Origin of the sequence: uncultured Allofournierella sp. (assembly GCA_944382705.1) — a bacterium.
Lineage (GTDB): Bacteria > Bacillota > Clostridia > Oscillospirales > Ruminococcaceae > Allofournierella.
The window spans coordinates 1-23,156 of the sequence record CALWNE010000033.1 but is presented as its reverse complement, the minus strand read 5'-3'; the positions used below and the strand labels follow the sequence as shown (position 1 = coordinate 23,156).

General features: G+C 56.7%; 15 protein-coding genes. 5 read left to right on the top strand and 10 right to left on the bottom strand.

Annotated elements, in window-relative coordinates; genetic code table 11:
• Positions 1–17: 17 nt before the first annotated feature.
• The 8 genes from ACH2EM_RS04665 to rlmB form a co-directional block, all read right to left on the bottom strand.
• Complete coding sequence (locus ACH2EM_RS04665) at positions 18–1,583, bottom strand: hypothetical protein (RefSeq protein WP_395150956.1); 1,566 nt, start codon at positions 1,581–1,583, stop codon at positions 18–20.
• 3 nt (positions 1,584–1,586) lie between these two features.
• The gene (locus ACH2EM_RS04660; protein ID WP_395150955.1) at positions 1,587–2,285 is read right to left on the bottom strand and encodes an ATP-binding cassette domain-containing protein; all 699 of its coding nucleotides are present in this window, start codon (positions 2,283–2,285) and stop codon (positions 1,587–1,589) included.
• Between the two features lie 423 nt (positions 2,286–2,708).
• Positions 2,709–3,116: a helix-turn-helix domain-containing protein gene (locus tag ACH2EM_RS04655; protein ID WP_395150954.1), complete on the bottom strand. Its 408-nt coding sequence runs from the start codon at positions 3,114–3,116 to the stop codon at positions 2,709–2,711.
• A gap of 230 nt (positions 3,117–3,346) precedes the next feature.
• Positions 3,347–4,873 (bottom strand): lysine--tRNA ligase, encoded by a 1,527-nt coding sequence (gene lysS / locus ACH2EM_RS04650; RefSeq protein ID WP_395151007.1) that lies wholly within the window; start codon positions 4,871–4,873, stop codon positions 3,347–3,349.
• 183 nt (positions 4,874–5,056) lie between these two features.
• Complete coding sequence (gene greA, locus ACH2EM_RS04645) at positions 5,057–5,545, bottom strand: transcription elongation factor GreA (RefSeq protein WP_395150953.1); 489 nt, start codon at positions 5,543–5,545, stop codon at positions 5,057–5,059.
• A 373-nt stretch (positions 5,546–5,918) separates the two neighbouring features.
• Positions 5,919–8,000, bottom strand: a complete 2,082-nt coding sequence (locus ACH2EM_RS04640) for an elongation factor G (RefSeq protein WP_395150952.1) — start codon at positions 7,998–8,000, stop codon at positions 5,919–5,921.
• 224 nt (positions 8,001–8,224) lie between these two features.
• On the bottom strand, positions 8,225–11,815 hold the full coding sequence (locus ACH2EM_RS04635) for a hypothetical protein (protein ID WP_395150951.1): 3,591 nt from the start codon (positions 11,813–11,815) through the stop codon (positions 8,225–8,227).
• A 42-nt stretch (positions 11,816–11,857) separates the two neighbouring features.
• Positions 11,858–12,748, bottom strand: a complete 891-nt coding sequence (rlmB, locus tag ACH2EM_RS04630; RefSeq protein WP_395150950.1) for a 23S rRNA (guanosine(2251)-2'-O)-methyltransferase RlmB — start codon at positions 12,746–12,748, stop codon at positions 11,858–11,860.
• A gap of 540 nt (positions 12,749–13,288) precedes the next feature.
• On the opposite strand from rlmB, the gene ACH2EM_RS04625 reads away from it, so the two are divergent.
• From ACH2EM_RS04625 to ACH2EM_RS04615, 3 genes are all read left to right on the top strand, one after another.
• Positions 13,289–14,152, top strand: coding sequence for a DNA-3-methyladenine glycosylase family protein (locus ACH2EM_RS04625; RefSeq protein ID WP_395150949.1), 864 nt, complete (start codon positions 13,289–13,291; stop codon positions 14,150–14,152).
• A gap of 123 nt (positions 14,153–14,275) precedes the next feature.
• The gene (fba, locus tag ACH2EM_RS04620; RefSeq protein WP_395150948.1) at positions 14,276–15,139 is read left to right on the top strand and encodes a class II fructose-1,6-bisphosphate aldolase; all 864 of its coding nucleotides are present in this window, start codon (positions 14,276–14,278) and stop codon (positions 15,137–15,139) included.
• Between the two features lie 236 nt (positions 15,140–15,375).
• Positions 15,376–15,987: a type II secretion system protein gene (locus ACH2EM_RS04615; RefSeq protein ID WP_395150947.1), complete on the top strand. Its 612-nt coding sequence runs from the start codon at positions 15,376–15,378 to the stop codon at positions 15,985–15,987.
• A gap of 211 nt (positions 15,988–16,198) precedes the next feature.
• Here the strand turns inward: ACH2EM_RS04615 and ACH2EM_RS04610 are convergent, their stop codons facing one another.
• On the bottom strand, positions 16,199–18,472 hold the full coding sequence (locus ACH2EM_RS04610; RefSeq protein ID WP_395150946.1) for a SpoIIE family protein phosphatase: 2,274 nt from the start codon (positions 18,470–18,472) through the stop codon (positions 16,199–16,201).
• Positions 18,473–18,936: 464 nt separating this feature from the next.
• Entirely contained in the window at positions 18,937–20,394 is a 1,458-nt protein-coding gene (gene gltX / locus ACH2EM_RS04605; protein ID WP_395150945.1) for a glutamate--tRNA ligase, read from the bottom strand.
• Positions 20,395–20,642: 248 nt separating this feature from the next.
• On the opposite strand from gltX, the gene ACH2EM_RS04600 reads away from it, so the two are divergent.
• A complete protein-coding gene (locus ACH2EM_RS04600; RefSeq protein WP_395150944.1) occupies positions 20,643–22,064 on the top strand; it encodes an MBOAT family O-acyltransferase in 1,422 nt (473 codons plus the stop codon).
• Positions 22,065–22,082: 18 nt separating this feature from the next.
• The coding region (locus ACH2EM_RS04595; RefSeq protein WP_395150943.1) for a hypothetical protein at positions 22,083–23,156 on the top strand (1,074 nt) is incomplete at its 3' end.

Below are 23,156 nucleotides of genomic sequence, written 5' to 3'. Positions count from 1 at the left end.
CCGCCGGGCACAGCAGGTTAATTGCGAATACGAAAGGTTTTGGGGGCCAGCCGGTATACCAGCACACTGGCCACCAGCCCATAGATAAGGCAGAACAAAATGGTGCTTACCCCAAACACCAGAATCGACATCTTGATTTGCAACATCATGTAACACACACAATAGGTGGCCGCCATGGCAACCTTATAGGTGCCGCTTTTCAGCTGGGTTCCTGCATTGTAGGGTTGCAGCAGATAATAGAGCGTCAGGTAATGGATGGAGAAAAACCCGCTCATGCAAAGCACCGCCACCGGCAAAATAAGGTAGTACACCGGCTGGCTGGTTCCTCCGCTGGCCCACAGCAGCAGGGCCAGTCCCCCGCCAATCACCAGGGCAGGCACCCCATTGATTTTTGCAATCTCCCACAGCCGAATCTGAAACAGCCGCAGCACAAAGTCCCGGCGCTTGTAAAAGGAATAGGTCAGCAGGCTATGGTCGCAGTTCATAAACAGGGCCTGGGTAAAGCTGGTACCCCGGTTAATGGAATACATCACAAAGGCAAACATGGGCAGCTGGGTGGTGATAAACTGGTTTACCACAGGCTTTGCCGCTGGTATAAACTGCATCAACAAAAGGGTTGCTGCCGCCAACACCCCGCACACCAGGGTAATTTTTTCGGTGGCTTTCCACAAAATTCGCCGGTGGCGTTTAATAAACAGCTCATTCAGGTATTCAAAGCCTTTTTTCCTGCTGGTGATGGAGCCATCTGCCGAGATGTTTTTTTCACTTGCCTGTTTCAATGCGTTGGCTGCACCTGCATCCATCTTGCCAGACAGATTCAGCAGCAATTCCCGGCAGATGGGGCGGTAGCCATCAAACCGAAGAATTCCAGCAGCAGCCGCAGCACCCACGGGCAGGCAAAGCGCAAAAAAGGCAACCACCGCCGCCGGGGGCAGCGCAACCCCCAAAGCGGGCAGGCCATAGGCTGCGGCCAGCAGCAAGGCAATCACCGCCAAACGCAAGGGCCACATTTTTTCGGCCCCATTCCAATGCCGGTGTTTCCATAGCATCCACCATGCAAAGATGAATTTAATGGCCACCACGCAGAGGGGCAGCAGTACACACAGCCATAAAGGCACACCGACCAAGCCGCCGGCCACCAGGGTACAGGGCAAAAAGCCCACCGCCACCTTTGCCATGGTGTAAAAGAAAGCCGTCAGTGTATAGGCTTTGGCATCCATGCCCAAAATCATCACCGCATAGTACTGGGCCTTGGTGGGCTCAAACAGGCTGGTGTTTATAAGGCCCCCCACCAGGCTGAGAAACAAGAGCAGGTGCAAAAACACCTGGCTGCCGGGCAGCTGGCTGTGCAGCAGCCTCATGCTGTAAAACAGCAGGGCAAAGTACACTGCCTTGCCGCCAAATACCGCAATCAGCTCCCAGATTGCCGCCAGAATGTTGGCCAGTATTTTAAACCCTTTCACCCGGTACAAGCTGACTGGCAGAATCCGCCGAAGGAGCGGCACCTGCTTGAGGGAATACAAAATGGCGTTTACCCGGTAGGTATTTTGCAGGGCAAAGGAGATGTGCAGCGTTTTAAACATAAGCTACTCCTCCTTCAGCGCCTGGATGATGCGCTCCTTAAAGGCAGCACTGTCCAGATGGGTTTTGTCCACCCGTTCCAGCTCTCCGTGGTGCAGCAGTAAGATTTCGTCGCACAAATCCAGTGCCAGGTCCAGAATATGGGTGGAAAAGATAATGATTCGATTTTGTTTCAGCGAGCGCAGCAGCTGTTTCATCTCCTCGGCCACTACCACATCCAGGGCAGTGAGAGGTTCGTCCAGCAGCAGAATGTTAGGCTGGGCAATGATGTTAATCAGCATCTGCATCTTGTTTTTCATGCCGTGGGAATAATCTTTCAGCAGCTTGTCCCGGTCTTGGGGGGCAATGCCCACAAACTGAAAGTATTCATCCAGCGGCTTTGGGTTTGGAATACTTTCCTGGTGAATGTCCAGAAAAAACTTGAGAAATTCCCGCCCGGTGAGAAACTCCGGCACGGTGGGGGTAGAAAGTACATACCCAATATCCTGGGGCACAAGGCTGCGGTGCTGGCCGTTCTGCCGCAGATAAAAAGTTCCGCCGTCCGACTTCAAATCCTGATTCAAGCAGTTGAACAGGGTGGTTTTTCCTGCGCCGTTGCGGCCCAGAAGGCCGTAGATTTTTCCCTCTTCAAAGGTAAACTGGATGTCTCTCAAAACTTCCTTGTTTTCAAAGCCTTTTGTCAGGTGTTCAATGATAAACTCCATCGCCTTCGCCTCCTTTAGTGGGTTGAGCTGCACTGTGCCTTTTTCTGCCCGTTTGTATGCAAACGAACCCCTTGCCAGATTCCTTGTATAAAGTTAAAAGGCAGCCCGGAAGGGGCCACCCTTTTGCATAACCAGTAATTGACCAAACAAGCTTCCCTCTTTTGCCGGCCAAAATTATCATTTTTAGGATATGGACCAGCCGACAGGCGGCTTTGTTAAGGGGTTTACCCTATTGTATGGTATTTAAAAAATTCCGTCAAGCGTTTGGGGGGTGTTGGGGGCAGACCCTTGGCAGAACACAAAAATCCCCCGCCCTAAAAAACAGCATTTTTGACTTCCAGCCAGCTGTACGCCGCTGTCGGTCAAACAATCAGCCAGCTTTGTAGGAATGGAGGTTCGGCATGGGTTTGGTTCGGGGGTGGATTATCTTCCCTCCTGTTTTGCCAAAAGCGACATGGCCAAACAGCCAAGGCCTATTCCCAACATGGATATTGCCGATTGCACTTCCACCTGATGCATTGCAGACAACGCTGTTACCGCAACACCCATAGCCAGTGCAATCCCCTTTAACGCAAGCTGCACAGTGGCCTGTATGGGCTTGTGTTCAGCTGTGTTTTTTTGGTTGCATTGAACCTGCATCAGCTCTTCAACAGACACATTCAATTGTTCTGCCAATTTGGGAATGGAACCAATATCAGGGTAGGATAAATCTCGCTCCCATTTTGAAACAGCCTTATCGGTTACACCCATCGCCTGGGCCAGTTCAAGCTGTGTCATTCCCTTTTCTTTCCGCAATGCCGCTACCATTGTTCCAAAAGTCTGTTTTTCCATAGCATTTCCACTCCTTATGTTTTGTGATGACTGGATTGTAGCATTTTAGGCCCTCATCCACAACCGACAGGCAGTTTCCTTGTGTCGACTGACAGTTTAGTGTAAAACAACAGAGAAAGGCAGCCATTTTACTGGCTGCCTTTCCCTTTTTTATGATGCAGGATTCTGATTTTATTGGATTGCCCCATGCACCTTTATAAGCTTGATTGAAAGCACTTATGGGTGTTTGCTCAGTCAATGGGCTTCATGGTGGGGAACAGCAGTACATCACGGATGCTGGCAGAATCGGTGAGCAGCATGACCAGACGATCCAGGCCAAAGCCCAGGCCGCCGGTGGGAGCCAGGCCGTACTCCAGAGCGGTGATGTAATCGTAATCCACCTGGCTGGTGTCGGCGGGGTTTTGTGCCTTGCGGGCAGCAACCTGACGCTCAAAACGGGCCTTCTGGTCGATGGGGTCGTTCAGCTCGCTGAATGCGTTGCCAAACTCCATGGCGTTGATGAAGTACTCAAACCGCTCGGTGAAGGCGGGCTCGTCGGCCTTGCGCTTTGCCAGGGGGCTGTTTTCCACAGGGTAGTCGTAGATGAAGGTGGGCTGAATCAGCTTGTCCTCTACATAAGCGTCGAACAGTTCCACCAGAACGGTGCCCTTGGTGGCATCGGCAGGAACTTCCACATGCTTTTCCTTGGCAGCTGCACGGGCGTCCTCGTCGGTGGCCCAGGCATAGTAATCGCAGCCGGCGTACTTTTTAACGGCCTCGGCCATGGTCAGGCGCTCCCAGTGGCCTATGTCAATCATGTGGCCCTGGTAAGGAATCACCAGGCTGCCGCAAATCTTTTGAGCCAGGCGCTTGTACAGCTCCTCCACCAGGTCCATCATGCCCTTGTAGTCGGTAAAGGCCTGGTACAGCTCGATGCTGGTGAACTCGGGGTTGTGCTTGGTGTCCATGCCTTCGTTGCGGAAGATACGGCCTACCTCATACACCCGGTCAAAGCCGCCCACGATGAGCCGCTTCAAGTTCAGCTCGGTCTCGATGCGCAGGTACATATCAATATCCAGGGTGTTGTGGTGGGTTACAAAGGGACGGGCAGACGCACCGATTTCCAGGGGCAGCAGGATGGGGGTATCCACCTCCAAAAAGCCCTTGCTGTCCAGATAATCCCGGATTTCGCGCAGAATCATGCTGCGCTTTACAAAGGTTTCCTTTACATCGGGGTTTACAATCAGGTCCACATAACGCTGACGGTAGCGGATTTCCTGGTCCTTCAGGCCGTGGAACTTTTCGGGCAGGGGCAGCAGGCTCTTGGACAGCAGCTCGATTTCGGTGCAGCGCACGCTGATTTCGCCCATCTTGGTGCGGAAAATCTCGCCCCGCACGCCGATTACATCGCCGATGTCAAACTTTTTGAAAGCGGCGTACTCGTCCTCGCCCACAGCGTCCCGGCGCACATACAGCTGGATATCGCCGCTGTTGTCCCGCAGGTCGGCAAAGCTGGCCTTGCCCATTACCCGCTTGCTCATCATACGGCCAGCCAGATATACCATTTTGCCGGTTTCTTCCTCGGCGGCCAGGTATTCGTACTCACGCTTAATGTCCGCTGCGTAAGCATCCTGGGGGTATTTGGTTTTTTGGAAGGGGTCGTTGCCCGCTTCCTGCAGGCCCTTCAGTTTTTCGCGGCGCACAGCGACCAGCTCGTTATACGCCTTTTCGCTGAGCTCCTCCGCCTGTTGGGCATTGGTATTCTTTGCTTCGTTCAGCTCCATTGTTTTCCCTCCAAAAATTTCGGATTCATGGTTTGCGGTGCAGTGGATTACCCCTGCATTTTGCCGCACTGCGGCTATTATAACACAAAAAGAGGTGCCGTGGCACCTCTTTTTTGCAGAAAACCAGAATAAACCGGAGAAAATCCCCGGTTTATTTTGATTTTTATGGTAGGTTTGTTACAGGGCAGCCCGGCCGATTTCCAAAATTTTAAAGTCGATGGTGCCGCCGTTGGGCAGGTTTACGGTTACGGTAGCGCCTACCTTTTTGCCCATGAGGGCTGCGCCTACGGGGCTTTCGTCGCTGATTTTGCCGTTCAAGGGATCGGCCTCGGTGGAGCCGGTGATGTCGTACTCTTCTACCTCGCCATCCTCGTCCTGAATTTTAACATGGGTACCCAGGGAAACAGTGTCCAGGTTTACCTCATCGTTATCAATCACACGGGCATTTTTCAGCATGGCTTCCAGCTGAGCGATGCGGCTTTCGATAAAAGCCTGCTCGTTCTTGGCTTCGTCATACTCGCTGTTTTCGGACAGGTCGCCAAAGCCACGGGCTACCTTGATTTTTTCTGCCACATCCTTGCGGCGGACAGTTTTCAATTCGTCCAGCTCATCCTCCAAAGCCTTCAGGCCGGCAACAGTCACAACAATTTCTTTTGCATTGCTCATGGTATCTTCTTAATCTCCTTTTTCAAAGAATGGGAGGTCACCAGAACTTTTGCAGCCAAGAGCCGGCGGCCTGTCGATAGACCCGCAAACAAAGGGGGGTTGCTTTTTGCGGCGACCGTTTGCCGGGTTTGTGCGCTCCCATTTAATTTTGTTAGTATAGCTGTTTTGGGCGATTTTGTCAACCGCTATCAACTTTTTATGCCAAAATCACCAATTTATAACAAACAATTCGGTGGTTCCCACAGAATTTTCTGTTTCCACACAGAAAGCCGCTCCCAGCAGCCAAACTGCTGGGAGCGGCTCCATTCCGGCAAAGCCTTGAGAGGGGGTCAGGCACAGTGCACGCCACTGCCCGCCGGGAAATCATTCCAGCTTATTCGTCCTCCGGATGGAGGCCCATTGTTTTTGCCTGGGCAATTACCTGTTCGGTCAGGTTGCCCGGCAGCGGCTCGTACTGGGCAAAGGCAAAGGTAAACCATCCCCTGCCTTGGGTCAGCTGCCGCATAAAGGCGGTAAAATCCTGCATTTCCGCCATGGGCACCTGGGCCTGCACCGTTTGCAAGCCGTCCTGGTCTGGATTCATGCCCAGCACCCGGCCCCGGCGTTTGGTTATCTCACCCATTAAATCGCCGGTATCATCGGCTGGCAGGTGGGCTTCCAGCCGGCCTACCGGCTCCAGCAGAATCGGCTGCGCCTGGGGCAGCGCCGCTTTATAGGCCAGCTTTGCCGCCTGCATAAAGGCCATTTCGCTGGAGTCCACCGGGTGGTAGCTGCCATCCAGCAGTGTGGCCTGAATGCCTACCACCGGGTAACCGGCCAGCACGCCATGCTGCACCGCCTGGCGCAGGCCCTTTTCCACTGCGGGGAAATAGTTCTTTGGCACACTGCCGCCCACCACTTTTTCCTGAAATACCAGTTCCTCACTGTCGCATGGGGCAAACTCAATCCACACATCCCCAAACTGGCCATGGCCGCCGGTTTGCTTTTTGTGCCGGCCCTGGGCCTTGCAGGGTTTGCGCAGGGACTCCCGGTAAGGAATGCGGGGTGTTTCCAGCTGCACCTCCACCCCAAACTTTGCTTTCAGCCGGGCCAGCGCCACATCCAGATGCTGCTCACCCTGGCCGCTTAAAATCTGCTGACCGGTTTCCTGGTCAATATAGTAGTGCAGGGTGGCGTCTTCCTCCGCCAATCGGGTAAGGGCCGGGCCAATTTTGGCTTCATCCCCCACCTTGTTCAGCTTTAAGGCCATGGCATAGGTGGGCTGGGCAAACCGGGGCTGGGGCAGCTGCACCACCACCCCAGGCTGGCAGAGGGTATCGCCTGTAAGAGCATGGGAAAGTTTGGTAACAGCCCCCAGATCACCTGCCCCAATGGCGGGGGTTTCGGTTTGCTTTTTGCCCTTCACAAACAGCAGCTTGCCCATCCGCTCCTGCTCGCCGGTGCGGGCATTGACCAAGGCTGCATCCGGTGTGAGGGTGCCCCGAAGTACTTTTATATAAGAAAGCTTGCCCACAAAGGGATCTGCTACGGTTTTGAACACCTGTACCGCCAGGGCTGCCTGTCCATCGCAGGGCAGCTCCACCAGCTCCCCTTCTGCCGTTTGGGCCAAAGGTGCCTTTGCCTCCGCCGGGGAGGGCAGCAGGGCTTTCAGATTATACAGCAGCATATCCATGGCCTGCAAATTGGCTGCACTGCCGCAGAACACCGGGGTGATGGCGCCGGTACGGCAGCCCTGGGCCAGGCCTTCCACAATTTCCTGGGTGGTGAAGGGCTCGCCGGAAAAGAATTTTTCCATTAGGGCTTCATCGGTTTCGGCCACGGCCTCGCTCATGGCGGTAATCAGGCCGTCCAGCCGGTGGCCCATATCCGGCATGGGCACCTGCACCGGCTTGCCGGATTCGTAGCAAAATGCCTTTTGGCTGAACAGGTTGATGTACAGCAGGGTTCCGTCCTCCTGCCGTACCGGCACCACGCAGGGGCAGATGCTGGGGCCAAACCGGGTTTTCAGTTCTTCCAAAATTTTGTAGTAGTTGGCGTGCTCCAGGTCGGTTTTATTTACAAACACCATGCAGCTTTTGCCTGCTTTCTCCGCCAGATGAAAGGCTTTTTCCGCCCCCACGGTTACGCCGGAACGGGCGGAAACAACCACCAGCACACTGTCTGCTGCCAGAATGCCCTCCTGCACCCCCAGGCCAAAATCAAACAGTCCGGGGGCATCCAGCAGGTTCAGCTTGGTGGAGTCGTACTCCACCGGGGCCAGGCTCAGTGCCAGGCTGGCCTGGCGTTTTTGCTCCTCCGGGTCAAAGTCGCAAACGGTGGTGCCATCCTGTACGGTACCGGGCCGCTGCATCTGAGGGTCAGCGCTGTACAGCAGTGCTTCCACCAGCGTGGTTTTGCCACAGCCTGCGTGGCCTGCTACCAAAATATTGCGAATGTGATTGCTTGGATTGCACATAAAAAACAGTCCCCCTCTTTCGTTTGCATTACTTAAATTCATCCGCTTAAAAAGGCATCTTGTACAAAAATATTATCACATTAATTTAATTTTTTAAATAGACGGCAACAAAAAAGACTGGATTAGGCAACCAAAATTTTGGCACCCGGTTTGTTTAGTTTTCTCCTTGACAAATAATAAACACCATGTTCTCCTGCCGCTGCAAGGGAACATGGTGTTTAAACTCAGTATTTTTTTATCAGCGGAATGGCCAGGGTGAGTACGGCCCAGGCTGCCTGGTACACCAACAGTACCGGCAAAGCCAACACACCCACGCCGCCGGTAAAGGCCAGCATGAGGGCCAGCACGGCACTCAGCACAACCCCTGCGGCCAGCACACGGCTGGAAATCCGCTGGGCACTGGCTGCGCCGCCTGCGGCCAGCATACCGCCCACAAAGGATGCAAAACTGCCCAGATGGCAGATGCAGCCCTCGGTGGACTGCTGGTAGGTGACCAGAGGGCTGAGAGCGTGCCGTTCGGCAGCGTTCAGCACCTTGATGAAATCCTCTGGCATCTGGTAGATTTGCGCCACCAGCGGGCCGGTGAGGGAGAAATCATCGCTCTTGAGCAGCACCGAAATGCCCTGATGATGCAGGTTTTCCAGCACAGCAGCAGCCTGTTCATCTGCCCGGTAGCTTACCAGGAACATACCAAACAGCCGGCCGCTTACCGCCAGATAGATGGGCTGTTTTTCCCCTTTGGTGTAGCGGTTTTCGTAATCCAGCGAGGGCAGCTCCACCCCCTGCTTGGCCATCATGGCACGGTTGCCCACAATCATCCGCTTGCCATCCACCCAGGCAGTAAAGCCCAGGCCGGGTTCATTTTCCAGATTTTCGGCCGGGTACAAAATTTCCGTCCGGCCCTGAATGATGTTCAAAAACACATTCCGCAGCGTATCGCAGCCGGGAACCAAAATAGAGGCCGCATACAGGATGGCCAGGTCGATGCGTTCCTTCTCGAAGGTTTTAATGCCGTGCAGGCGCACGCTTTTGGCGGGGAACAAATCCCTGGCACTTACCACCACCATGTTGGTCTGGCTTACCTGCTCCACCGACTGCCAGCCGGGCACCACTGCCCCAAAGCGGCTGGCACTTTTGTGCATCTGCTGCAGGGGTACCGCACTCATCAGGGTGGAGGCCAGGGGCGCACCCAGGCAGAGGGTACCTGCCAGCACGGTAAACATACCAAAAAAGCCGTTGCCGCTCACCAGGGTAATGAATGCTGCCAGCACCGCTGCCCCAGCCAGCACCCAGCTGATTTTTTGCTGCATTCCATCGCTGGAGCGCACCGAAAAGCTGCGAGCCAAAAAGTTGCGGAACAGCGCCGTGGGGCGGTTTACCAGCAGATGGGGCTGGGGTTCGCCCAGTCCTTCGCCCAGCTCCTGGCACAGCTCCTCATCCTCCACAGCCACAGCGGCCACCTGCTCGGTGGCGGTGGTCATGAGCAGGAAATCCTTTAAAATCACCGTGCTCTGCACCCATTTGCCCAGGGCACTCATGCACAGAATCAGGGCAGCGGGGGCCGCAAACAGGGTTACCTTTTGGGCGTCGAACTGCTGGGCACCGGGCAGGGCAGCCAACAGCTGCACCACCGCACCCAAAGCAGCCAGGGCGGGCAGGGTATCGGGAGATGGCTCCCCACGCAAGCCCAGAACACCGTTGTAAAAGACCCGCCAGTTAACACCACAGGCAGCCAGCAGCAAAATCAGATTGGCCAGCAAAAATGCCCCCGGTGCAATGGCCGGGTCCAGCGCTGTAATGGGCGGCAGAGGACTTTGGCCCACCGCCAGGCCCAGATAGAACAAAATTACAGTGACCACCGCCGCCACGCTGGTGCGCACGGTCATGGCAAAGCGCATCCGCTTTAAATCCTGTTCCACCAGGGGTGCGTCCCCCAGGTTTTCGTATTCTTCCAGCGGTTTGAAGGCAGAGGCCGGCTGGGCAGCAAAGGGGCTTTGGCCCTGTTCTTCTTCGCCTTCTTCTGGCTCGGCTCCAAACAGGCGGGGCAGCCGCTGCACCAGCTGATGCAGCCGCTGGCGCAAAGCCGAACCGGCCAGTTCCGGCTCTTCCTGCTGGTCCTGGGTCAATTGGCCAACAGACTCCACGCTTTGGGTAGCCTGCTGCTGCAGGGGCGGCTCTTGAGCGGCAGGCTCCTGCTGGGCCAAAGGCTGGTTGCTGGCCTGCTGGGCCTGCTGGGCCTGCTGGGCTTGCTGGGCTTGCTGGGCTTGATAGGCCCGCACCTGCTCCAGCATAATGGTGCGTGTGCCCGGCTGTACCGGGGAATCCTTCCAGCTTTGCAGAAGTACCGGCTGTACCTGCTGCTGGGCCGCCTGGGGCTGGGCATCCTGCTGTGCCCCGGTGGGCTGAACCGGCTGCGGCTGGGCAGCGGGGGCTGCACATTCCACCACCGGCTCCGGCCGGGCAGTTTGTACAGGCTGTTTGTTTTGCGACTGTTCCACAACCGCTGTTTGCTCCACAGGCTCCGGCTGGGCAGCGGGGACTGCACACTCCGCCACCGGCTCCGGCCGGGCGGTCTGTACAGGCTGTTTGTTTTGCAGCGGTTCGTCAACCGCCGTTTGCTCCACAGGCTCCGGCTGGGCAGCAGGCGCCACACACTCCGCCACCGGCTCCGGCCGGGCAGTTTGCAAAGGCTCCTTGTTTTGCGACTGTTCACTAACCGCCGGTTGCTCCACAGGCTGCGGCTGGTGTTTGGGCAGCTGCGTCAGTATCTCGTACTGGCGGGTTTGGGCCAGCTCCTGCGCATCCGGCTGCTTGGGCGAGCTGACTGGCTGCTCTGGCCGCTTACTGCGGGGCTGCTCCGGCTGCTGGGGCATCTCCAGACGAATGGTTCCGGTGGGCTCATCCACCCAGGCACTGGGCTGACGGCCGGCTGACGGCTGCTGCTTGCCGGGGGCGGGCATTTCCAGCAAAATGGTACCGGTGGCCTGCTGCTCCACTGCCGCTTTGGGTTCTGCCTTGGGTGCGGCAGGCTCAGCCAAAGCTTGCGGCTGTTGCTGCGGGGCAGCGGCTGCCGGGGGCGTTTTTGCCTGCTTTTTGCGGCCAAACCAGCCTTTTTTAGGCTGGGGCGTAGGCTCCTGCTTGGGGCTGGGCTGTTTTGCCTTGGGCCGCTCCGGCTCCTGGTATACCAGGGGAATTTCCTGGGTTTCGTACTGCTCCACGGAATATTCTTCCTGGCTGTACAGGCCTTCGTCCTGGTCATTCTCCGGGCTGCGCACCGTTTCTTCCACTGCTTTTTTGCCCCGCACAAACCGGGCAAAAAAGCCAGGGTGTTCCTCCTGATCCGGGCCATTTTTCAAATCCGGAATAACGGCCACGCTCTCACTGAAAAACTTTTGGAACTCGCTGTCCATCTGAATGGTTTCCGAAAGGCGGGGCGCCTTAATCTCCTGGGTTTGCTCCACTGGGCCAGGCTTCTGGCCTGCTCTGCCGCCCTTTCGGGGTCTGGGCGTCTCTGCCTGGGCGGTGCGGTCGGCTCGCTTTTTGGGCTGGTCCGGCTGGGGTTTTGCTCCGTCCTCAGATTCCTTTGCTAAGGTTTCATTCCAAAAAGACATTACCGCCACAGCTGGCTGCTGGAACTCCCCTGCACTGCCGGGGTGCTCTGCCTCCGGCTGGGGTGCTTCCGGCGCCGGTTTATGGGTCTGCATCCCCAAATCCGCCAGAATATCCTCCACTGCCTGGTTGCTTTCTTTGGACTGCCGGGCATTCAGCCCTTCCAGAATTTCATCCACAGAGCCGGAAAACTTGTTGTAGGGCATCTTGCTCTCCTTCTCCTTGTTTACAGGGTAATGCCCGGGCCATCAGCCCTGGCTGCGCTGGCGTGCAATTTCGTACAGAACAATGCCTGCGGCCACGCTCACATTAAAGCTGTCCACCCCGGTGCCACGGGCTGCCATGGTCAGGCTCACCACGCCATCGCACAGTTTTTTTACCAGCGGGCTTACACCCCGTCCCTCGCTGCCCATGACCAGCGCAATGGGCCCGGTGAGGTTGTTCTGGTGCAGGGGCAGGCCGTCCATATCGGCACAGTACACAAATACGCCCTGCTCTTTCAGCCGGCGGATGCTCTCACCAATGTTGGCCACACGGGCCACCGGCAGCCGGGCTGCTGCACCGGCACTGCTTTTGAGCACGGTGGGGGTAATGGCAGCACCGCCCCGCTTGGGAATCACCACGCCATCCGCACCGCACAGCAGCGCAGAACGGATGATGGCCCCCAGGTTGTGGGGGTCTTCCACTCCGTCACACAGCACCAGGAAGGGGGCACGGCCCTGGTCCTTGGCCTGCTGCACCAGTTCCTCCACGCTCACATACTCCACCGCACTGGCAAAGGCGGCCACGCCCTGGTGGCTGTCGGTGCCGCAGGTGAGCCGCAGCTTGTTGGCGTGCACCCGCTTTGCCACAGCCCCTGCATCCTTGGCCAGGGCCATATAGTAAGAGGCCACTGCGTCGGGCAGGCTGTCGCTGATGAGCACGGTATCCACCCCTGCGCCGCTTTTAAGCAGCTCTGCCACCGGATTTTTACCGTAGACCAGGCTCTGGTCCGGCTCCTGCTGCGGCTGCTGGGCAGCAGGGTGCTGGGGACGGTCGGCAGAGGGCCGATTGCTGTAACCGGGACGGTTGCCGGTGCGGGGTTTGTGCTCGCCGGATTCCTTGCGGCGGGCGGGGCGGTCGTTGTAATTACGGGCCATGTGTGGGTTCTCCTTCTTTTGTTCAAACAGTGCATCGGCCAGGCAGCAAGCCCGGCCCATCAGCACGAAATATTGCGTTATTTCTGCATTTTGCATATAATTAGAAGTATAACATTACCCGTTGCTTTTTGCCACTGTTTGCAGACAAGTTTTTGCTTTTTTTGCTGGCCCGCGCCCTGCCGTGTGCCCAAAGCATGGGCGAATTTTGCCCTGGCTATTCTGCCGGGCAGGCCATCCGGCCTTTGCTGGGAAATGTTATACAAGCCGTAATGGATGCGCTATTTTCCACACTTTTATCAACTGTTGAAAACTATGTTGAAACTGTTGATAACCGGCTTTTTTGAGCCATTTTTTCTGAACCAAGGCTTTTTGCTGTTATAGTTTTCAACATACAAAAGGAAAACTTTTCCATTAACAATTCGTTTAAATTCCAGATATAACCAGCCGTTTTGACCAATTTCATCAATTTTATTTCCCAGCAATCGTCATTTTGACCAATTCGCATTGCGTTTGCGGAACCCAAAGGAGAGGAGATACCCCATGATTCGTTTTGAACACTGCGGCGGCCTGAATCTTGCTGCCACGCTGGACTGCGGCCAGGCTTTTCGGTGGTACCAGACAGCCCAAGGCTGGCAGGGCATTGTGGAGGGCCGCCAGGTTGTGGTTCACATGGAAGACGACACCCTTGTGCTGGAAGGGGCTGACCCCCAGGACCAGGATTTTTGGCAAAACTACTTTGCCTTAGACCTAGACTACCCTGCCCTGCGGCAAAAATTTTGCTCCGGCAACCAGCGCTTGGCTGCCTGTGTGCAGGCCAACCCCGGCATTCGTGTGCTGCGCCAGCCCTTTTTTGAAACACTGTGCACCTTCATTATTAGCCAAAACAACAACATTCCCCGCATTCGGGCCATTGTGGAGCGGCTCTGTGAGGGCTTGGGCCAGCCTTTGGAAGGGGGCGGCTATGCCTTTCCCACAGCACAGCGGATGGCCGGGCTTTCCGTAGAAGATTTGGCTTTTCTGCGGGCGGGCTGGCGGGCAGCCTACCTGCTGGATGCCGCCCAAAAGGTGGCCAGCGGTGAAATTGACCCGGTTCAGCTGGCCCGCCTGCCCATGGACCAGGCCAAAGCCCAGCTGATGACCATTCAGGGGGTGGGCCCCAAGGTGGCCGACTGCGTGCTGCTGTTCAGCCTTTCCTTCTGGCAGGCCTTCCCCATGGATGTGTGGATGAAAAAGGCCATGGCGCAGCTGTTTCCCCGTGGGATTCCGGTGTGCTGCCGCCGCCACGCAGGCATTGCCCAGCAGTATATTTTTGACTACGCCCGCACCCATCTGCCCCGCACAAGCACCAAAGCCGCAGCAAAAACTACCGCCAAAGCAAGCAAAAAGCACGGAAATAGGAATTGATTTTGAGCCGCCTTTACGCTATACTGTAAAAGGACAAAAAATTATCAGGTTTTCAGCCCCAGGCAAAAACCGGTTTTTTGTAACCCCTGTTTCTTATTTACATAAACTGGAGGTATCGCTATTATGCTGGTAAGTGCAACCGAAATGCTCAACAAGGCTCGTGATGGCCACTACGCTGTGGGTCATTTCAACATCAACAACCTGGAGTGGACCAAGGCTATTCTGGAGACCGCTCAGGAAATGAACAGCCCTGTGATTCTGGGTGTATCCGAGGGTGCAGGCAAGTACATGACCGGTTACAAGACCGTAGCCGCCATGGTTCGCTCCATGATTGAAACCCTGAACATTACCGTTCCCGTTGCCCTGCATCTGGACCACGGCAGCTACGAAGGCGCCAAGGCCTGCATCGAGGCCGGCTTCTCCAGCATCATGTTTGACGGCAGCCACTACGCCATTGAGGAGAACATTGCCAAGACCACCGAGCTGGTAGAGCTGGCTCACTCCAAGGGTATCTCCATCGAGGCTGAGGTTGGCTCCATCGGCGGCGAGGAAGACGGCGTGGTTGGCGCTGGCGAAATTGCCGACCCCGAGGAGTGCAAGAAGATTGCCGAGCTGGGTGTTGACTTCCTGGCTGCCGGCATCGGCAACATCCACGGCAAGTACCCCGCCAACTGGAAGGGCCTGGACTTTGAGGCTCTGGAGCGCATCCACAATGCCACCAACGGCATTCCCCTGGTTCTGCACGGCGGCACCGGCATTCCCGAGGAGATGATTAAGAAGGCCATCAGCCTGGGTGTTTCCAAAATCAATGTAAACACCGAATGCCAGCTGGCCTTTGCCGCGGCTACCCGCAAGTATGTGGAAGCCGGCAAGGACCTGGAAGGCAAGGGCTTTGACCCCCGCAAGCTGCTGGCTCCCGGCGTGGAAGCCATCAAGGCTACCGTTCGGGAAAAAATCGAGCTGTTTGGCAGCGCCAACAAGGCTTGATTGCACCTGTTGCCTTAAAGGGCTAATTTGACTTAATGACTAAAAAAGCAGCCTGTATTTGCGCAAAACGCAAGTGCAGGCTGCTTTTTTTACAATTTTTTCAATATTTTTTGTGCAATTTATTTTTTATAAATAAACATAAAACAGCATTTTTGTATTGACTTCATCCATCTAAATTAATATAATAATAAATAGCAAAAAAACAAACAATGTTTTCGTATGCGGAGGTTTTTCTCATGAAGCAGCGTGTTCGCAAAGGTTTTACATTGATTGAATTGATTGTGGTTCTGGTAATTATGGCTATCCTTGCGGCGGCGGCCATTCCCACCATCATGGGCTACATCGAAGATGCTCGAAAAGCCACCTTTCTGGATACCTCCGCCAGCATTTACAACGGTGTAACCGCCTACTATGCCGACGAATACGGCAGATACGGCGACGCAGTCTTTACCAGCGAGTACTACGCCGGAACCAACGGCAATGGTTTTGCTACAAAGCTGTGTTTTTTCAGCTCTCTGCCCAGCGATGTTCAGCAAAAAATAACCGGCAGCTATAAACTGCCCAAGGGTTACACACTCAATAACATTTACCTGCATTTTGACGGAAATAACACGGAGTGGCACAACAACGAAAGTGCAACTTCCGCCGGTATTCCCAATATTACCAAATACCAGATGGTGTATACCGCCGAATCCGGCAACAAGCAATGTTGGGTAATCTGTATCCCCGGCAAAGGCGCCAAGGTTGTTTTTATCGACTATACCGATAGAAACAGCGGAATGACTGAGTATCTGAACTATGTAAACGAAAACAAAGGGACCGAGTGGAGTATTATAGAGTTTATTTAACCCCGCTCACCTTATCCTAATCTGTTTGCTCGTAACAATTTCATAGTTCGCCCCAGTGCATTTTTCCTATCTACGGAACTATGCACTGGGGCGTTTTCTGTTTTGCAAGGCTAACCGCTTTTTATCCTTCATGCTTTCTATCCTTTTGTGCGTTGCAAAAGGGCTGTTTTCGCCGGCTGCCCCACCATAGCCTTTTGGGCTATTTCTTCCGTTATCCCACAGCCCGTTCCAGGGCCATAACCGCTACGGTTACATCGTCCGGCCTTTGGCTTGGCTGGCGCTGACGGGCCATATCCGCCACCAGCTCTGCCGCCTGCTGGGGTGTATGGCCGCAGGCTTTGCAAAGTTCCAGCTGCTGGCACAGCCACTGGGTACCGTCCTGAAGCACGCCGTCACTCACCAGCACCACCCAGTCCCCTGGGCCAAGCTGGGTTTGCTCCTGCCGTCCTACCACCTGTTCCAGAATGCCCACCGGCAGGCTGCTGCCCTCCACCAGCTGGGCTTTCCCCCCTCGCACCAGCACGGTGGGGCAGGCCCCTGCCTTAAAGGAATTGGCCCGCCCGGTGTATAAATCCACCGTTACCAAATCCATGGTGGCACTGGTTTCCTCATCGCTTTTCAGCGCCAGGGCCACATTCACCAGCCGAGCTGCACTCTGCGCCCCAAAGCCAGCCCGCAGCAGCCGGGCCGCCAGGGTTGCTGCAAGGGTTCCATCAATGGCTGCGGCACGGCCCACCCCCATGCCGTCGCAAAGCAGCAGGTGGGCATTGCCAAAGCAATCGCAGAATTGCTCCACCGCATCGCCGCAGGCTTGCTGCTGGGCAGCGTGACAGGCCTGTCCAAATTCCGGTATGTACAAAGGCTGCTCCTGAAAACTCAGCACGGTTACGGTCTGGCAGTTGTCCAGCACCGGGCAGCTGAGCTGGCGGTGCAGAATGCGCTGCGCCTCCTGGTTAAGCTCCTCCAGTTCCTGGGGGGTAAACCGGGTGCGGGGAATGGTGACTGTGGCCCGCAGACGGCCGGTGCCATCGTACCCGGCTTCACATTCCAGCGGTTCCAGACCAATGGAGGCAAACAACGCCGCCAGCCGGTCGGTTTTTGCTGCATCCAATGCCATGCTTTGCCCCAGCTGTTCCGCCATCTGGCTTAGGGCCTGGGCCATGGCACTGTACTGCTCGGTAAGGGCTGCCCGCATAGCCCCTGCTTTCACCCGGCTTTCCCTGCGGCTGCGGTACAATCCGTACCCCCTGCTGGCACAGGCGCAAAGCTCCACCGGGCGGATGCACCGGCCCAGCTGGCCGGGCAGCTGTTCCAGGGCAGGGCGCCCCTCCTGCTCCAACACGCCTTTCAGCCGATAAAACCCATCCATGGTGCTGGAGTACCCTTCCACCCAGCATTCCTCCCGCCGGGCGCAGCTGCGGCAGAGTTCCTCCGCCACATAATCCACCACCCAGTTGTAATTTTCGCCCCGCTTGGGCAGGGTTTCGTACACCTGATTCACCGTTTGTGCAATGTTGGTTAGGGCCTGGGCCACACTTTCCAGCTGACGCACCGTTCCCGTAACCTGGGGCTGGGGGGCATGGGCTGTGTCCACCATGGGCAGCAAGCCATTAATCAGCCTGGTGGGCAGCGCAAAAAAGAGGGCTTGTCCCAACAAGGCAGACCCCAAAAAGCCCACCAGCGTTGGCACATCCGGTGCCGCCAAGGCACCCAAAAAGATGCCCAGCAGCATCAGGCAGCCGCTGGCCAGCCGCTCCCCCGGCGTAAAATAGGCAGCAGCCAGGGCACCCGCCCCAATGCCGATGCCCGCAAAGGCAAGGGTTGGTTCTGCTGCCGTAACAACCACCGCCCCACTAAGGCAGAACACAGCACACTGGCTAAGCCTGCCCCGCCAGGCGCACACAAGGCTGCCGCACACCAAACCCGCTACCGCCAGCGAGAGCGGCCCCATGGGGACGGCCTGCAAGCCGGGCAGTGCCAGCATACACATGAGCAGGGTACCCGGATTCACCGCTTTGCCCTTTTGCAGCCAGCCATTGGTGCGCCAAACCCCAAATCCAGCCCCGCAGGCCAGGGCCACATCACAGACTGCTCCCAGCACCTGGGGCAGGCTGGTGATTCCTGCCGCCGCCAGCAAAACCTGCACCGCCAGCAGCGTGGCTGCGCTGCTGATGGCCGCAGGTGTAAACTGCCGGGGAAACAGCGCCCGTGCCGCCACCGTCACCGCCGCTGCTGCCAGATACCCCAGCCCTTCGCTCAATGGCAGGCACAGCATATAGCCAGCCACTACGCCGGCCCCCACACTCCACAGGCTGCTGTCGTTTACCCCCAGCAGCCAGGCAATGCCAAAGGGGTGCATTCCTCCAAATACCCGGCCCGCTGTAAGCAGCAGGCCAAAGCCCCCCTGCCCCAGCTGCCAGGCCCAGGGTTCCCAGCGCTGGCGGGTTTGCTGCATGGTTCTGCTTTGTACTTTTTCGCCAATCACAGTAATTCCACCTCGTTTTTCATTCCAGTTTTGAGCCCCATCCTTGAGCGGATGCTTGGCCGTGTGTTTTAGTATAAAGAGGGGCTGGGGCAGTTTTTGGCGATAGACCTTGCTTTTGCAAAAGCAGCCAAAACAAGCAATAAGGCGGCATACAGCGGCAGGATGTTCCGTGTGCACTGCACAATGGGGCAGCAAACAGCAAAATCTTTCCAGATGGCACCGCATCCGAGGAGATTCACAGGGGGCTGTCTTTTGTTTTTGGGCTGGCTGCAAAACCAAAAGGCCCGATTTTGCGTAGTCTGCACGCAAAATCGGGCCTTTTTATCCTTTTTATGGGGGTTTGCGGGTTTTGTGGGCTGCAAGCTCGCCGCCTCTGTGTTAAGGGCAGGGCTGCCGGATTTTCCGCCTGCCGGGAACATCCCTGTCAGGTGCAGCCCCTTGAGCCACAAGCCGCTGGGTGGACTTTAGCCCTCCAGCGCAGCCAGAGCAGCCTTCAGGCGGGCAAGAGTTTCCTCCCGGCCCATCATAGCGGCCAGGTCGGTGCCGCCGCCGGGGGTGCGCTGCTTGCCGGACAGGGCAATGCCCAGGGGGAACAGCAGCCAGCCGTTCTTTACCTCCATCTCCTCGGCCTTTGCCTTGCAGGCTTCAAAAATGGCATCCCGGTTCCAATCCTCCAGCTGTTCCAGCACAGGCAGCAGGGCTTCCAGTGCCTGTTTTGCGCTTTCGGGGCTGGTCTTTTGTTTTTTGTTGGTGTACATATCGCTGGTGAAGGGCAGAACTGCGTCAAAGAAGTCCAGCTGTTCGGGGATGTCGCTCAGCACCTCGCAGCGGGGCTGGAGGTTTGCGCACAGCAAGGCCCGGTCAATGGGCTTGTGCACCATCTGGCTGATCCAGGGATCGGCCAGTGCCTGGAACTCCTCGGCAGGCAGACGGCGGATGTACTCCGCATTGATGGCCCGCAGCTTGAGGGGGTCAAAGATGGCAGGGCTTTTGCTGATGCCCTTTTCATCAAAAATCTGCACCATTTCTTCCAGAGTGAAGATTTCCTGCTCGCCCTTGGGGCTCCAGCCCAGCAGCAGAATGTAGTTGAGCACAGCCTCGCTCAGGTAGCCCTTGGCCAGCAAATCCTGATAGGAAGCATCGCCATTGCGCTTGGAGAGCTTGTTCTGTGCATCCTTCATAACAGGGGGGCAGTGGATGTAGGTGGGTACCTCCCAGCCAAAGGCCTTGTACAGCAGGTTGTACTTGGGGGTGCTGGACAGGTACTCGGAACCACGAATAACATGGGTAATGCCCATCAGATGGTCGTCCACCACATTGGCAAAGTTGTAGGTGGGCATACCGTCGGTTTTAATCAGAATCTGATCTTCCAGCTCGCTGTTGTTTACCTCGATGTGGCCGTACACCGCATCGTCAAAGCTGGTGACGCCCTCCTTGGGCATCTTTTGGCGGATGACATAAGGCTCGCCTGCTTCCAGCTTTTGCTGAATTTCTTCGGGGCTCAGGTTGCGGCAGTGGCCGTCGTAATGGCCCACCACTGCGCCCTGGGCTTTTTGCTCCTGGCGCACAGCCTCCAGCCGTTCCGGGGTGCAGAAGCAATAATAGGCTTCGCCTTTTTCCACCAGCTTGAGGGCATACTCCTTAAACATCCCCATCCGCTCGCTCTGCACATAGGGGCCTACGGGGCCGCCAATGTCCGGGCCTTCGTCCCAGGTAAGGCCGGTCTGACGCAGGGTGTTGTAAATAACATCCACGGCGCCTTCCACATAACGCTCCTGGTCGGTATCTTCAATGCGCAAAATAAAGGTGCCGTTGTCGTGCTTTGCCTTCAGGTAAGCATACAGGGCGGTGCGCAGGTTGCCCACATGCATATAGCCGGTGGGGCTGGGCGCAAAACGGGTGCGTACAGTATGATTTGCCATAGTTGCAATGATTCTCCTTTTTCCGTGGGGCCGCAGCCTGAGCCTTGACCTGGGATTTTGCGGTTTTCTCGTTTCATTGTAAATGCCCTGGCGGGGCTTTGTCAATGTTTTGCCCCGCCTTTTGTTTACTTTACAAGGCAATCGCCCTACTTTATAATAAAACCAGATGCACCGGCCCTGGGCCTGTTTGTGAAATCTGCCGGGCGGCAGCTGACTGCCGCCTGTTTTTGTGTACAAAGGAGTTATCTATGAACTTTTTATCCCTTTCCTTTGCCGGGTTTGGGGCACTGGTCTTTGGGGGCTGGTGGGGTATGCCCCAGCGGCTGCGCCCCTGGGTGCTGGCCGCCGCAAACCTGGCCTTTGCCCTCTGGTTTGGCCCAAAGGCCCTGTGCAGCCTTGGGCTTGTGTGGCTGCTGACCCTTGCCTTTGGCAGATTGCTGGCCCACCGCCCCCGGCGCTGGGTGCTGCTTACCGGCTGCTGTGCCGTTGCGGCGCCCCTGCTGCTGTACAAGCTGCTGCCCGCTGCTGCGGCCTGGCAGCCGGAACTTGCAGCCTTAGGCCAGCTTACCGCCCCGGTGGGCATTAGTTTTTATGTGTTTAAAGCCATCAGCTGCCTGGTTCAACTTTATCAGAGCCAGTTGAGCCCCCCGTCTCCCCTTGTGCTTTTTAACTACCTGGGCTTTTTTGCCCAGCTGTCCAGCGGGCCCATTCAGGACCCCCGCACCCTGCTGCCCCAGCTGCAAGCCCCTGCCGCCGGCTTTCAAACCTCGCTGGCCTGGCTGGGCTGTGTGCGGTTTTGCTGGGGTATGTTTTTAAAAAAATGCCTGGCGGATATCCTGGCGGGCTACCTGGGTGCGCTGACCCATCCCCAAAACTTTTACGGTCTTTCGGTGCTGTGGTCCCTTGTGGCCTACTCGCTGTATCTCTACTTTGACTTCGCCAGCTATTCCCAAATTTCCATTGGTGTGGCCAACCTGCTGGGCATTCAGGTGGAGGAAAACTTCCTTAGCCCCTATCTCTCCCGCAGCATTGGAGAGTTCTGGCGCCGCTGGCACATCAGCCTTTCCAGCTTTTTGCGGGACTTCATCTACATTCCCCTGGGAGGAAGCCGCCGGGGCCCGGTGGTGCTGGTGGCAGCCACCCTTACCACCTTTGTGATTTCCGGCCTGTGGCATGGCGTGACCGGCGGCTTTTTGGTGTGGGGTGCCCTCCACGGGCTGTATCTGCTGGCAGGCCGGGCCACCGGCGGGCTGCGGCAAAAGCTGTGGAGCCTGGTGGGGCAATCCGCCCCCAACGCGCCGGTGCGCAGCCTTTGCAGCTGGCTTTGCACCTGCCTGCTGGTGGCGGTGGGCTGGTTCTTTTTTGCCACCGCTACCCTGGACCAGGCTGCACAGGCTGCTGCCTGCCTGTTTGCTCCCGCCTCCTTCAGTGTGCAATATGTAAAGGAGAGCATCACCCTGCTGGGCTTTACGCCGGATGTGCTGGCACGGCTGGGCCTGTTTGCGGCGGCGGCCTTTGGGGTGGACTGGGCCAGCCGGGCCAGGGGCTTTGGAGCCTGGGCTGCCCAGCGCAAGCCCTGGCAGCTTGTGCTTCTTTGCTATGGCTGTGTGTTTGCCACCTTGTTTTATGGCTCCACCTCTACCCCGCCCAATGTGTACTTTGCTTTTTAATTGCGGGAGGATTTGCTTGTGAAAAAATTTTTACAGGGTGTTGCCCTCTTTCTGGTTCCTGTTCTGTTGGTGGTGGGCCTGTTTGGCACAGCCCTCTGGCGCAGCGGAGAATGGCGCACCGAGGAGGACGCCGCCGCCCAGCTGGCCCAGGGCAAGCCGGTGTTTTTTGGCCTGGCCTACCGGGACAACACCCGTTATTACAAACACCTTGCCACCCAGCTGCTGGCACCGGAACTTTTGGTGCTGGGCACCAGCCGCAGTATGCAGTTCCGGGGAGAGTTTTTTACCACCGATTCCTTTTATAATGCGGGGGGCGGTGCCAGCTACATCAATGAATTTGAGTTTTTTCTGCGCCAGCTGCCTGCCGACCAGCTGCCCCGCACCCTGATTTTGGTGATGGACCAGTACTTTTTCAACGAAGGCTGGGTGGGCACCTCCAGTATGCCCACCAGCTTTGATTACAGCCACTACGATTTTGCCTGGCAGGCTGCTTTGGGGGAGGTAATGCAGGGCTGGGCCAGAGGGAAATTTTCCCTCTGGCAGGTACTTGGCACCCCTGCTTACACCTACGGTATGTCCGCCGCTGGCCGGGGCCGGGGCTTTTACCCCGATGGCAGTTACAGCTACGGCTACCTGATGGACCACCCGGAGGAAGGCACCGATGTGGCTTTTCACGACAGCCTGGACCGAATTGCCCGTGGGGTGGACCGATTTGAATACGGCGACGCGCTTTACCAGCCCAGCCTGGAAGTGGTACAAAGCCTGCTGGACTTTTGCAGCCAGCAGGGCATGGAGGTGGTACTGGTGATTCCCCCCTATGCCCCCACGGTAGCCCGGGCCATGGCAGACAGCGGCCGCTACGGTTACATCCCGCAGATTGCCCCTGCCCTCACCGCCCTGTGCCAGCCCTATGGATACGAGGTGTTTGACTGCACCTATATGGAACAAACCACCGATGACCAGTATATCGACGGCTACCACGGAGGGGACCGGGTGTACGCTCAGATTGCACAGCTGCTTGGCCAGCAAAGCCGCATCTTGCAGGGGCAAATTGATTTGGATTACCTGGAACAAGCCCTTGCACCGGGAACA